Annotated in this window: 16 protein-coding genes; 6 read left to right on the forward strand and 10 right to left on the reverse strand. The window is 62.9% G+C overall.

Going from position 1 to position 12,249, the window contains the following annotated elements; translation table 11 throughout:
- Positions 1 to 35 precede the first annotated feature (35 nt).
- From trxA to NKJ57_RS10965, 3 genes are all read left to right on the forward strand, one after another.
- On the forward strand, positions 36 to 359 hold the full coding sequence (trxA, locus tag NKJ57_RS10955; RefSeq protein ID WP_023672297.1) for a thioredoxin: 324 nt from the start codon (positions 36 to 38) through the stop codon (positions 357 to 359).
- Between the two features lie 131 nt (positions 360 to 490).
- Positions 491 to 772 carry a cupin domain-containing protein gene (locus tag NKJ57_RS10960; RefSeq protein ID WP_023696001.1) on the forward strand — a complete coding sequence of 94 codons (282 nt, stop codon included), beginning with the start codon at positions 491 to 493 and terminating at the stop codon, positions 770 to 772.
- Positions 773 to 849: 77 nt separating this feature from the next.
- Positions 850 to 1,098 (forward strand): hypothetical protein, encoded by a 249-nt coding sequence (locus tag NKJ57_RS10965; RefSeq protein ID WP_023696002.1) that lies wholly within the window; start codon positions 850 to 852, stop codon positions 1,096 to 1,098.
- 22 nt (positions 1,099 to 1,120) lie between these two features.
- Here the strand turns inward: NKJ57_RS10965 and NKJ57_RS10970 are convergent, their stop codons facing one another.
- The 6 genes from NKJ57_RS10970 to NKJ57_RS10995 all read right to left on the reverse strand — a co-directional run bounded on the left by NKJ57_RS10970 (position 1,121) and on the right by NKJ57_RS10995 (position 6,824).
- A complete protein-coding gene (locus NKJ57_RS10970; protein ID WP_023696003.1) occupies positions 1,121 to 1,540 on the reverse strand; it encodes a VOC family protein in 420 nt (139 codons plus the stop codon).
- Positions 1,541 to 1,565: 25 nt separating this feature from the next.
- The gene (locus NKJ57_RS10975) at positions 1,566 to 2,891 is read right to left on the reverse strand and encodes a bifunctional folylpolyglutamate synthase/dihydrofolate synthase (RefSeq protein ID WP_023672293.1); all 1,326 of its coding nucleotides are present in this window, start codon (positions 2,889 to 2,891) and stop codon (positions 1,566 to 1,568) included.
- 62 nt (positions 2,892 to 2,953) lie between these two features.
- Positions 2,954 to 3,880, reverse strand: a complete 927-nt coding sequence (gene accD, locus NKJ57_RS10980; protein WP_023672292.1) for an acetyl-CoA carboxylase, carboxyltransferase subunit beta — start codon at positions 3,878 to 3,880, stop codon at positions 2,954 to 2,956.
- Between the two features lie 101 nt (positions 3,881 to 3,981).
- On the reverse strand, positions 3,982 to 4,821 hold the full coding sequence (gene trpA / locus NKJ57_RS10985) for a tryptophan synthase subunit alpha (protein ID WP_023693067.1): 840 nt from the start codon (positions 4,819 to 4,821) through the stop codon (positions 3,982 to 3,984).
- A 2-nt stretch (positions 4,822 to 4,823) separates the two neighbouring features.
- Positions 4,824 to 6,074 (reverse strand): tryptophan synthase subunit beta, encoded by a 1,251-nt coding sequence (gene trpB / locus NKJ57_RS10990; protein WP_023681393.1) that lies wholly within the window; start codon positions 6,072 to 6,074, stop codon positions 4,824 to 4,826.
- 90 nt (positions 6,075 to 6,164) lie between these two features.
- Complete coding sequence (locus tag NKJ57_RS10995; protein ID WP_352510648.1) at positions 6,165 to 6,824, reverse strand: phosphoribosylanthranilate isomerase; 660 nt, start codon at positions 6,822 to 6,824, stop codon at positions 6,165 to 6,167.
- 109 nt (positions 6,825 to 6,933) lie between these two features.
- Between NKJ57_RS10995 and NKJ57_RS11000 the strand changes: the two genes are divergently transcribed.
- Complete coding sequence (locus NKJ57_RS11000) at positions 6,934 to 7,152, forward strand: hypothetical protein (RefSeq protein ID WP_023672288.1); 219 nt, start codon at positions 6,934 to 6,936, stop codon at positions 7,150 to 7,152.
- 18 nt (positions 7,153 to 7,170) lie between these two features.
- On the opposite strand, the gene NKJ57_RS11005 is transcribed toward NKJ57_RS11000, so the two are convergent.
- The 4 genes from NKJ57_RS11005 to NKJ57_RS11020 form a co-directional block, all read right to left on the reverse strand.
- Positions 7,171 to 7,929 (reverse strand): M48 family metallopeptidase, encoded by a 759-nt coding sequence (locus NKJ57_RS11005; protein ID WP_023702070.1) that lies wholly within the window; start codon positions 7,927 to 7,929, stop codon positions 7,171 to 7,173.
- A gap of 198 nt (positions 7,930 to 8,127) precedes the next feature.
- Positions 8,128 to 8,613, reverse strand: coding sequence for a DUF2852 domain-containing protein (locus NKJ57_RS11010; RefSeq protein WP_352510649.1), 486 nt, complete (start codon positions 8,611 to 8,613; stop codon positions 8,128 to 8,130).
- 117 nt (positions 8,614 to 8,730) lie between these two features.
- Positions 8,731 to 9,873, reverse strand: a complete 1,143-nt coding sequence (locus NKJ57_RS11015; RefSeq protein WP_352510650.1) for a benzoate/H(+) symporter BenE family transporter — start codon at positions 9,871 to 9,873, stop codon at positions 8,731 to 8,733.
- A gap of 6 nt (positions 9,874 to 9,879) precedes the next feature.
- Complete coding sequence (locus NKJ57_RS11020; RefSeq protein WP_352510651.1) at positions 9,880 to 10,650, reverse strand: alpha/beta hydrolase; 771 nt, start codon at positions 10,648 to 10,650, stop codon at positions 9,880 to 9,882.
- A 247-nt stretch (positions 10,651 to 10,897) separates the two neighbouring features.
- Here NKJ57_RS11020 and infC point away from each other — a divergent pair, with 247 nt between their 5' ends.
- Positions 10,898 to 11,434, forward strand: coding sequence for a translation initiation factor IF-3 (gene infC / locus NKJ57_RS11025; RefSeq protein WP_023744911.1), 537 nt, complete (start codon positions 10,898 to 10,900; stop codon positions 11,432 to 11,434).
- A 132-nt stretch (positions 11,435 to 11,566) separates the two neighbouring features.
- Positions 11,567 to 12,205: a methyltransferase family protein gene (locus tag NKJ57_RS11030; protein WP_023755491.1), complete on the forward strand. Its 639-nt coding sequence runs from the start codon at positions 11,567 to 11,569 to the stop codon at positions 12,203 to 12,205.
- The last annotated feature ends 44 nt before the right edge of the window (positions 12,206 to 12,249 follow it).

Consider the following 12,249-nt stretch of genomic DNA (forward strand, 5'->3'; position numbering starts at 1 on the left):
CATTTGGTGCGAGATAAATTTCGAAAGGATTTCGCATGGCCACCGTCAAGGTCGACAAGAGCAATTTCCAGGCCGATGTGCTCAACGCCTCGCAGCCCGTCGTCGTGGATTTCTGGGCCGAATGGTGCGGCCCCTGCAAGATGATCGGTCCGTCGTTGGAAGAGATCGCCAATGAGCTCGGCGACAAGATCAAAATCGCCAAGCTGAACATCGACGAGAACCCGGAGCTTGCCGCCCAATTCGGCGTGCGCTCGATCCCGACGCTGATGATCTTCAAGGGCGGCGAAGTCGCCGACATGAAGGTCGGCGCCGCGCCGAAGACCGCGCTGTCGCATTGGATCAATGGCAGCCTCGCCTGATCCTGTAGGAGTTTCTGACGTTAAGCCCGGCCCTCGCGCCGGGCTTTTCTTTGGCGTTATCGCCTGACCTCTCTGGCACTCGCGCCTGGAGGCTCCATGTCTTTTGCTTGAGGCTGGACAGGAGAGACAGAATGACCGGATCCGCCAAGGCCACCGTCTTCATCGACAACGAGCGCGTTATTGTCACCGAGTATCGGTTCCAGCCCGGCGACAACACCGGCTGGCATCGCCACGGCCACGACTATGTCGTGGTACCGCTGATGGACGGCAAGGTGAAGCTGGTGACCAAGGACGGCGAGAGTTTTGCCGAGATGAAGAAGGGTGCGCCCTATTTCCGAAAGGAGGGCGTCGAACACGACGTCATCAGCGCCAATGACGGCGAGTATGCCTTCATCGAGATTGAGCTAAGGTGATGGCTTGCCATCCTCTGCCATCTTGATGGCTCGTCCTAGTTTAAATGGGGGATATATTTTCTCGAAGGTATTTTGAAATGGCCGAACCCCGGCTTTCCGTCCGCAGCGCAAAAGCACGAGATCTTGCGCATCGTCTTGCTCATCGCGAAAACCGCTCGATAGCGGATATCGTCGAACGCGCGCTTGAATCCTATGAGATTCGGGAGGCGGGGCGAGAACCGGCGTCCACCTTCTACTCCCGCCTGACGGCAAGCAGTGGCGCGGATATCGATCTGGAAGAAATCATCCGGAAAAGCCGCAAGGTCCATACAGGGCCGGAGCTTTGATCCTCGTCGACACCAACACAGCTCACCAGTCGGCGATGCGGTCGCCGCCGGCGAATTGCGCGCTTTTTGCGGTGTATTCGAACAGCTCTATCTTCACGCCGTTGGGATCTCGGATCCAGGCCTGAAAGGTGTCGTCGCAGGCGTGCTTCTTGGCGGTAACGTCGATGCTCTTCGATTTGATGTGGGCGATCGCCGCGTCTAGATCTTCGACCTCAAGGCAGAAATGATTGATCTGGTTCTGCTCGCTATATGCAGTGCCGTCCTTCTGGAACACCTCGACATGGCTGCGGCCGCCGCAATTGAGGTAGAAGCCGAAGATCTTGCCGTCGCGCAGGAAATTGAACCGGGTGTCGAGGCCAAGCACGTCGCGGTAGAAGCTTCGCGTCGCTTCGAGGTCGTGCGCAAAGATGCAGACATGGGCGAGCTGCTTGACCTTGATCATGTTCGGCTCCTCGCAGTGAATAGCTTCAGGTCGGCGGCGTGCCGTTCTCGGCCAGCACCGCGCCGGCGAGATATAACGACCCGCCGATCAGGATGCGTGGCGCCGGCCCGTCCCAGGTGTCGCGCAGCAGCATCAGCGCACTTGCGACGGAACTGACCGGTTCGGCCGTGAGGCCGGCTTCGGTCGCCCGCACCGCCAGCTCGTCATTCGGCACGCCGGCATCGCTCATGCTCACCGGCACGGTGTAGACGTGCCGAGCCAGGCCCTTGAAGGCGTGGAAGTAGCCGCTCTGGTCCTTGGTGTTGATCATGCCGGAGATCAGAAACAGCGGCCGCGGGTTCTTTTCCTCCTGCTCGGCCAGCGCCTCGGCAATGACCATGCCGGCGCCCGGATTGTGGCCGCCGTCGAGCCAGATGTCGGCGCCCTTGGGCGCCAGCTCCATCAGCCGGCCCTGTACCAGTTTCTGCATGCGGCCCGGCCATGCGACGCTCGCCATCGCCTTCTCAGTGGCGCGATGACTGATTTCGAAACCGGTGGCCTTGACGGCGGCAATCGCTGCCGCCGCATTGGCGAACTGGTGGCGCCCGGGCAGGCGCGGTGGCGGCAGGTCCATCAGCCCGTCCTCATCCTGATAGACCATGCGGCCGTTTTCCTCGAAGGCGAGAAAATCCTGGCCGTAGACGAAGGTCGGGCAATCCAGCCGCTCGGCGGTTTCGATCAGCACTTGCAGCGCCGTCTCGCTCTCCTGCGCGCCGATGACCACCGGGCAGCCGCGCTTCATGATGCCGGCCTTTTCGGCGGCGATCAGTTCGACCCGGTCGCCGAGATAGGCTTCGTGATCCATCGACACCGGCATGATCACCGACACCGCCGGCCGGGCAACGACATTGGTGGCGTCGAAGCGGCCGCCAAGGCCGACCTCGATGATGGCGGCGGCAGCCGGATGCTCGGAAAACAGGATGAAGGTGACGGCGGTTAGGATTTCGAAGACGGTGATCTTCTGGCCGGCATTGGCCCGGGCGACGCGGGCGATGGCCTCGGCGAAGGTCTCGTCGTCGACCAGCCGGCCGCCGCCCTCGGCCGCCAGCCGGTAGCGCTCGGCCCAGTTCACCAGATGCGGCGAAGTGTGGACATGGACAAGGTGGCCGCCGGCTTCGAGCAGCGCGCGCGAAAAGGCCGCGCACGAGCCCTTACCGTTGGTGCCGGCGATATGGATGACCGGCGGCAGCCGCTCCTGCGGATTGCCGAGGCGTTCGAGCAGCCTTGTGATGCGGTCGAGCGAAAGGTCGAAGCCTTTCGGATGCAGCGCCATCAGGGCTTCGATTTCACGATCTGCGGCAAGCGTTGTCATGAGCGAATCCTACGCATGCGCGCAGGTGCACGCAATCGCGGTTTGCGGCCAGAAATGTCGCGTCAGGCTTGCGGGCGGGCTTCCGTCGGGATGACCGACGGCGGCAGGATTTCCGGCTCCAGCGGCTTTTGCTCCTGCGGCAGTTTGAGCAGGATTTTCAACAGCCGTGAAATCGTCTCGCGCAGTTCCAGCCGCGACACCACCATATCGACCATGCCGTGCTCCATCAGATATTCGGAGCGCTGGAAACCGTCCGGCAGTTTCTCCCGGATGGTCTGCTCGATGACGCGCGGGCCGGCAAAGCCGATCAGCGCGCCGGGCTCGGCAATGTGGACGTCTCCCAGCATGGCGTAGGAGGCGGTAACGCCGCCGGTGGTCGGGTTGGTCAAGACGACGATGTATGGCAGGCCGGCTTCCTTCAGCCGGTCGACGCCGATCGTGGTGCGCGGTAACTGCATCAGGGACAGAATGCCTTCCTGCATGCGCGCGCCACCGGAGGCGGCAAACAGGATCAGCGGCCGCTTGCGCTGCAAGGCGACCTCGAAACCGTGCACAATGGCGTCACCCGCGGCCATGCCGAGCGAGCCGCCCATGAAGGCGAAATCCTGCACCGTCACCACAACCGGCAGGCCTTTGACCGTGCCCAGCGCGTTGATGATGGCGTCTTCCAGGCCGGTCTTGGCCTTGGCGTCCTTCAGCCGGTCCGTGTAGCGCTTCTCGTCGCGGAACTTGAGCGGGTCCTGCATGACCTTGGGGTTCTCAAGCTGCTCGTATTTGCCGTCGTCGAGGAAGAATTTCAGCCGTTCCTTGGCCGAAATCTTCATGTGATGGCCCGATGACGGGATGACGAACTGGTTGGATTCCAGGTCCTTGTGAAACACCATCTCGCCGGTCTCGGGATCCTTGATCCAGAGATTCTCGGGCATGTCGGTGCGCCGACCGAGCATCGAATTGATCCTCGGGCGAACGTAATTGGTGATCCAGTTCATCGCTTCGGCTCCTGTCCTGACGAAGAGTTGGCTCGTGCATGTCGCCCAAAAGTGGGAACCGGTTTTGGGATAACGACTTGCACAAGGCCTAAGTAGGGAAACTATTCGGCAGCAGCAAGGCGGGCCGAACGCACGCCCTGAGACAGTCCGCTGACCAGGGTGGCGACGGCCTCGGCCGGGTCGGCGGTCTTCTCGCCCTTCGGTCCCAACACATTGGCGACCGCGTTGACGATCGCGGTGCCGACGACGACGCCATCGGCATTGGCGCCGATAATGCGCGCCTGCTCGGCGGTCTTGACGCCGAAGCCGACGCAGACCGGCAGATTGGTGTGGCCCTTGATGCGCTTGACCGCGGCGGCAACCTTGCCGGTGTCGGCCAAAGCCGAGCCGGTGATGCCGGTCATCGACACGTAATAGACGAAGCCCGACGTATTCTGCAGCACCTTGGGCAGGCGCTTGTCGTCGGTGGTCGGCGTTGCCAAGCGGATGAAGTTGATGCCGGCCTTCAGCGCCGGAATGCAGAGTTCTTCGTCCATCTCCGGTGGCAGGTCGACGACGATCAGCCCGTCAATGCCGCTGGCGATGGCGTCCTTGAGGAAGCGATCGACACCGTAGATGTAGATCGGGTTGTAGTAGCCCATCAGCACGATCGGCGTTTCATTGTCGGTGGCGCGGAAATCAGCCGCCGTCTTCAGCGTCTTGACCAGGGTCTGGCCACCTTTCAGCGCCCGCAGGCCAGCGGCCTGGATCGCCGGTCCATCGGCCATCGGATCGGAAAACGGCATGCCCATTTCAATGATGTCGGCGCCGGCCTTGGGCAGCGCCTTCATGATCGACAAAGCGGTGTCATAGTCGGGGTCGCCGCTCATGAAATAGGTGACGAGCGCCGGGCGGCCCTCGGCTTTCAGTTTTGCCATGCGGCGGTCGATGCGGGTCACCATGATCAGATCTCCATGCCCAGCATCGAGGCCACTGTGTGCACATCCTTGTCGCCGCGTCCCGACAGGTTGACGATGACGATCTGGTCCTTGTCCATATCAGGCACGATCTTCACCGCATGCGCGATGGCGTGGGCGGATTCCAGCGCCGGGATGATGCCTTCGACGCGCGTCGTCAGCTTGAAGGCTTCCAGCGCCTCGTCGTCGAGGATCGGCACATATTCGACGCGGCCGGAATCGCGCAGCCAGGAATGTTCGGGGCCGACGCCGGGATAGTCGAGGCCGGCTGAGATCGAATGGCCGTCGAGGATCTGGCCGTCGGCGTTCTGCAAGAGATAGGTGCGGTTGCCGTGCAGCACGCCGGGCGCGCCGGCATTCATCGAGGCGCAATGCTCGATGCCGTCAAGGCCGCGGCCGCCGGCTTCGATGCCGATGATGCGGACTTCTTTGTCATCCAGGAACGGATGGAACAGGCCGATGGCGTTCGAGCCGCCGCCGACAGCCGCGATGATGGTGTCGGGTAGCCGGCCTTCCTGTTCGAGGATCTGGGCGCGCGCCTCGATGCCGATCACCGACTGGAAGTCGCGCACCAGCTCCGGATAGGGATGCGGGCCGGCGGCAGTGCCGATCAGGTAATAAGTGTCCTCGACATTGGTGACCCAGTCGCGCAACGCTTCGTTCATGGCGTCCTTCAGCGTGCCGTGACCGGCGGTCACCGGCCGCACTTCGGCGCCGAGCAGCTTCATGCGGAAGACGTTGGGGCTTTGGCGGGCGACATCGGTGGCGCCCATATAAACGACGCAGGGAAAGCCGAAGCGCGCCGCGACCGTGGCCGCGGCAACGCCGTGCTGACCAGCGCCCGTCTCGGCGATGATGCGCTTCTTGCCCATGCGCTTGGCCAGCAGGATCTGGCCGAGGCAGTTGTTGATCTTGTGCGAACCGGTGTGGTTCAAATCCTCGCGCTTGAAGTAGACTTTGGCGCCGCCCCCGAGGCCCTTCGCCGAGGAAACCTCACGAAGGTGTTTTGTGAGCCCTTCGGCGAAATACAGCTTTGATGGCCGACCGGCATAATGGGTCGACAGGTCGGTCAGTTCGGCCTTGAAGTCCGGATCGTTCTTGACCTCGTTCCAGTGCCGTTCGAGGTCGAGGATCAGCGGCATCAGCGTCTCGGCCACGAAGCGGCCCCCGAAGATGCCGAACATGCCCTGTTCGTCGGGTCCCGTGCGGAAGGAATTGGGTGTCGCCGGCTTGTTCATCGCCGATCTCCTGGTCTTGGTTCTGAGCATGTCTTATCGGAAAACCGGTTCCCACTTCTCCGGAACATGCTCGGGTTCGAAAGAAGTGCCTCAGGCAGCGCGGTCGTCGCGCGCGGCCCTGACGGCCCGGAAGAACTGCTCGATCAGCGCCGGATCCTTGACGCCCGGGCCGCTTTCCACCCCCGACGAAATGTCTATCGCGGGCGGATTGGCTGATATCAGGGCGTCGCCGATATTGGCGGCGTTGAGCCCACCGGAAAGCATGTAATCGAGCCCGGCGTCAAGGCCGGCCAGGATGCGCCAGTCAAAGGCGACGCCATTGCCGCCCGGAAGTTGCGAGCCCTTTGGCGGCTTGGCATCGAACATGAAGCGATCGGCAACGCCGATGAACGGCTTTAGCCGCTCGAGATCGGCTACCTCACTGACGGAGAACACCTTCATGACAGGCAGGCCGTAGCGAGCTTTCACCTCGGCCACCCGCTCGGGCGTCTCCGTGCCGTGCAACTGCAGCATGTCGGGGCGCATCTTTGCGACGATCTCATCCAGGAACGCGTCATCGGCATCGACCGTCACGGCGACCGCCCTGGCCTTGCCGATTGCCGCCTGGCGCAGGCGGCCGGCTGCCGCAGGCTCGACATAGCGCGGGCTCCTGGCAAAGAAGATGAAGCCGACATGGCTGGCGCCGCCGGCCAATGCCGCGGCCATTGCATCATCGGTCTTCAATCCGCAGATCTTGATATCGAGCGCCATGGCGCGGGGATTGGCACGAAACCGGCCAAGAGTCGAGAAAAAGCATGCTGTTTGCCGGCAACGCCAAAGGCGCTACCTATTGATGGGAGAAGCAAGGCGGAGCAGACGAATGGCCGACCAGAGCATAGCCGAACTCAGGCAGAAGATCGCGCAAGCGCGCGACGTCATCGCGCATCTGATGCAAAAGGCCGCCTTCGACGGGGCAGAAGCGCACCGGGTCCTGGATTATTTCGGCAGCGATGCGTTCGAGCAGAATTTCCTGCCATGGCCGCGCCATGGCGACGAAGGGCTGCGGCCTGAAGAGCTTAATGCGGCCAATGATGATTGAGCGCGGCGCTGGCGCAGGCTAATCGAACACAATCGCCTGCAATGCCCCACCATTCCGCTTCAGCCAGTCCTTGCAGCGGTCGGTGTCGGGGCAGAGCTGCTCGCACAGTTTCCAGAATTTCGGGCCGTGGTTCATCTCCTTGAGATGCGCCACCTCATGCGCGACCAAGTAGTTTATCACCGGCGTCGGCGCCATCATGATGCGCCATGAGAAGGACAAATTGCCGTCGGAAGTGCAGGAACCCCAGCGGCTCGACGTGTCCTTGAAGCGGATCGCCTTGGCGCGCTTGCCGATGGCCTCGGTATGCTTGACCACCAGCTTCTCGATGTCCTTCTTGGCCTCGCGCTTGAGGAAATCGGCGATGCGGCGCGGCAAATGTATGCGCTCGCCATGGACGATCAGCAGCGGACCGCGCTCGTCGCGCGACACGGTGACGGTGCCGCGTTTCGACGGTTCGTGGACGATGCGATGCGCGACGCCGCGTATCGGGATCTTGATGCCGGGGCGCACCTGAGGCCGGGTCGGGACCTTGGCCAGCCGCTGCTCCAGCCAGTCCTGGTGGCGGTGAAGGAATTTCTCCACCTCGCCGCGGCGCAGGCCCGGCGGCACGGTGATGCGCAGCCCCTGGCCGCCCGAATCAATGCGCAGCGTCAGCCGCCGTGCGCGGGCGCTCTCGACGATCCTGAGCGGCAGTGTGCGGCCGGCAACGACGTGCTCTCGCTCTTCGACAGGCGAGGGTTTTGGTTTGGTCAGGTTGCGGAAAAAGCCGAAGGACATGGCTGAACGATACGCGATTCGAGGAAAACGACCAGAACAAAAAAGAAACGGCGCCGCTCGCGCGACGCCGTCCATCATGCCAAGGCCTGTCTTAGAGCGCCGCGCGTCTCTGACGCGCAAAGGACGCTGTAGCACTCTAATTCGGCGCATGAACCTTTCCGAAAATCGGTTTCGATTTTCGGGGTCATGCGCGCAGCCTCAGTCGTCAAGCAGGTTCGGGCCCTTGCGCTTGGGCGTCGCGGGCTTGGCCGTTTCGGCCGAGCCTGTCTTCGCAGGCGCTGTCGACTTGTTGCGGTTGGCCATGAAGCGGTCGAACTCGTCCTGGTCCTTGGCGCGGCGCAATTCGCGGGCGTACTCATCGAACTCGCTCAGCATCTCATCGAGCTTGCGACGCTCTTCGGCGAGGCGTTCGAGTTCCTTCTCGCGCCAGTCGTCGAAAGCGACATTGCCGGTGCGGGCCGAACCGTGGCCCCAGCGCGCGGCCTTGTCGGAACCGCGACGGCAGCCGGCGAAGATGCCGTCGGTGGCCCGGTTGACGTCGCCCTTGAAGCCGTCAAGCCGGTCGCCCCAGATGATGTAGGCGAGCATGGCGAAGCCAAGCGGCCAGAACACCATGAAGCCGATCACCATCAGCGCGATGGTCGCCGGCGTCCAGGCCGGGCGGATCAATGCGGATGTGTTCATTTTCTCCCATTCCTTCGATTGGAGACAGCCAAGAGCGGCTGCGTGGATTCGAAATGGGATGAGAAAAACGGCGATTCAAGACAACGTCGGCCAAAACCGGACAAGGTCCTGAAATGATTATCGCTTTTTGACCGCTTCGAGGAAAAGCACGACCAGGCCGGCGACCAAGCCCCAGAAGGCGGCGCCAACGCCGAACAAAGTCAGCCCCGACGCGGTGACAACGAAGGTGACAGTAGCCGCCATGCGCTGGTCCTCGTCCTTGAGGGCGATCGACAGCGCGTTGGCGAGCGATCCCATCAGCGCCAAGCCGGCTACCAGAACGATCAGGCTCTGCGGCAGGACGGCGAAGATCGCCACCAGCGAGGCGCCGAAAACCGCGAAGATCAGATAGGCAAGTGCATAGAAGGGTCCGGTCTTCCAGCGCTCGGCCGGGTCGGGATGGACGTCCGGCCCGGTGCAGATCGCCGCAGAGATCGCGGCCAGATTGGTGGTCGAGCCGCCAAACGGCGACGACAGCAGCGAGAACAGGCCGGTGACGCCGATCAGCGGGCCGGGTTCGGGGTGATAGCCGGCGGCGCGCAAGACGGCGAGACCCGACAGGTTCTGCGACGCCATGGTGACGAGGTAGAGCGGCAGCGCCAGGCCGATGACAGCTGCGGCGCTGAAATGCGGGGCAATCAGCGTCAGCGTCGACAGCTCCGGCGCCGGCAGTCCGCCGACGCGGCCTGTCAGAAAGGCGGCGATGCCGCCGCCGATCAGCACCGCCAGCACCGACAGCGCCGGGTTGAACAGGCGAATGACGAAGAAGGCCGCGATCAGCGGCAGGATCAACCAGGGGTCGACCGGAATGGTCTTGACGGCATTGAGCGCGAAGGTGACGACGATGCCGGCCAGCATGCCGGACGCGACCGACGTCGGTATCCTTGATATAAGCTGGGTCAGCGGCTTGAACAGGCCGGTGGCGATCAACATTAGGCCGGTGACGATGAAGGCGCCGACCGCATCGGCCATGGTAAAGCCGCTCGATGCCGCCATCAGCGCCAGGCCTGGTGTCGACCAGGCGGTGATGATGGGCATTTTCGTGCGCCAGGACAGCCACAGGCATTCGATCGCCATCGCCACGCACACTGCCGTCACCCAGCTCGCGGTCTCGGCCTGGGTGGCGCCAACCGCCTTGGCGGCGGCAATGACGACGGCGAGCGTGCCGCCGAAGCCGACGATTGCCGCGACAAAGGCGGATATCGGGATGGAAATGCGCATTCTTGCCTACCCCGCCCGCTGAACCATGTCGCCCACCGCCGTCAGCAGCATGTCGAGATCCTGCGGCCGCGACAGGCGGTGGTCGCCGTCGGGAATGAGCGACAAGGTGACGTCGTCGGCTGGCAGCAGCGAGACCAGCTTCAGCGCATGGCTTGCCGGCACGTCGGCATCGGCCAGGCCCTGCAGGATGTGGACGGGGCAATGGGTATCGATCGGCCCGGCCATGACCCGGTTCGCTCTGCCGTCCTCGATCAGCGCGCTTGTGTAGATGTAAGGCTCGGCGGAATAGTCCGAAGGTTCTTCGAAAAAGCCTTTCTCCCGAAGTTCGCGCCTCTGTGCCTCCGTCAGAGCCGGCTCGACCAGCTCGGCGGTGAAATCCGGCGCCGGCGCGAGCAGCACCAGGCCAACCACATTGCTGTCGCCCGCCTTGCGCAGCTCCTGCACCATGCGCAGCGCGATCCAGGCGCCCATCGACGAGCCGACCAGGATTTGCTTGCCCTTGGTGAAACGCCGGAAGACGGCGAGGCTCTCGCCAAGCCATTTCGAGATAGTACCGTCGGCAAAGGCGCCGCCGGATTCGCCATGGCCGGAATAGTCGTGGCGCAGATATGCGCGGCCTTCCCTGGCCGCCCAATCCGACAGCGTCTGCGCCTTCGTGCCCAGCATGTCGGATTTATAGCCGCCGAGCCAGACGATGCCGGGCGTTGCGCCCGAGGAATGGCGAACCGCGATATCAATGCCGTCGACATCCAGCAGGGTTGGGGTGGTCGCGGTCATGGCTGTGGATCAATCCTGGTTCTGGGGGCCTGATTGCGGGAGCCTGATTTTACTCGCCGGTCTTTTGACACAGGCACAGGCGAGGCGGAAAGTGCTCGCGACATCCTTTGTTTGGTGCAGGCCTGCGATCAGGGTGATTTTCTGTCAGCGCTGTGCTATTGACTCCGCCCGCGCGCTCACCACATTGGCGCGTCCCGAACATTTCTAGATTGAAACCCTGAACGAAACGGCCAAGGAGACCACGACCATTCGCAGACCTTTCAAAGCAGCGGCGCCCACCAAAGATGGCCCGCGCTCCAACCGTGATATCCGGGTTCCCCGGGTCCAGCTGATCGACGCCGATGGCCAGAACCGCGGCGATATTTCCATCAACGACGCATTGCTGCTCGCCGAAGAGGCAGGGCTCGATCTGGTCGAGATCTCGCCCAATGCGGTGCCGCCTGTCGTCAAAATTCTCGATCTCGGCAAATTGAAATACGCCAACCAGAAGAAGGCGGCCGAGGCGCGCAAGAACCAGAAGGTCATCGAGATCAAGGAGATCAAGATGCGCCCGAACATCGACAGCCATGACTACGAAACCAAGATGAAGGCCGTGCGGCGCTTCTTCGAGGAAGGTGACAAGGTCAAGCTGACGCTGCGCTTCCGCGGCCGCGAGATGGCGCATATGGAACTCGGCATGCAGCTCCTGAACAAGGTGCGCGAGGAGACGGCTACCATCGCCAAGGTCGAAGCCGAGCCGAAGCTGGAAGGCCGCCAGATGATGATGGTGCTGGCCCCGCGCTAGATCAGTTCGGGCGTTGCGCTCTAAATCCGCCTGAATCCTGTCTCATGGCGTCCCGGCGATCGGCGGGACGCCGATTCTCCTGTCCAGACGCCGCGATCGCCGGCAAAGCTTCTCGACGATCGGATTCCCGACATGGCCAATGAAATCAACCCTGCGCCCATCAAGGAGCTGGGCGGCTACCAGCACATGCGCCGGATGGTGCTTGCGGTGCTGGTGGTGGTGCTGTTTGCGGCACTGCTGTTCGGCCAGTCGACCTTCCCGCCCGATACCCCGGTGCATGAAACGATCGAGATGGTCGGCGTGCTGCTGATCTTCCTTGGCGTCGTCGGCCGCTTGTGGTCGACACTCTATATCGGGGGGCGCAAATCCTCCGAAGTGGTCACCGGCGGACCCTATTCGATCACCCGCAATCCTCTCTACGTGTTCTCGACCGTTGCCGCCGCCGGCGTCGGGGCGCAGATCGGCTCGTTCTCCGGCATCGTCCTGTTTGCGCTTTTGTGCGCCGGCGCCTTCCACATCGTCATCCTGCGCGAGGAACGGTATCTCAAGGAGGTTCTCGGCGCGCCCTACACAGCCTATCTGGCGCGGGTGCCGCGTTTCTTCCCCAAGCTGTCGCTCTACCAGGAAGGCGACACCGGCAGCTTCAAGCCGCGCCTCTTGCTGACCACCTTGCTCGACGGGCTGGTGTTTCTGGTGGCGTTGCCGGTGTTCGAGACCATCGATGGCGCCCAGCAATCGGGCATTCTGCCGGTGCTGTTCAGGCTGCCCTGATCGCGGACAGAGCGTCGCAGCCGCTCGGGTGTTGCGCGCCAGCC

Origin of the sequence: Mesorhizobium sp. M0077 (assembly GCF_040322955.1) — a bacterium.
GTDB lineage: Bacteria > Pseudomonadota > Alphaproteobacteria > Rhizobiales > Rhizobiaceae > Mesorhizobium.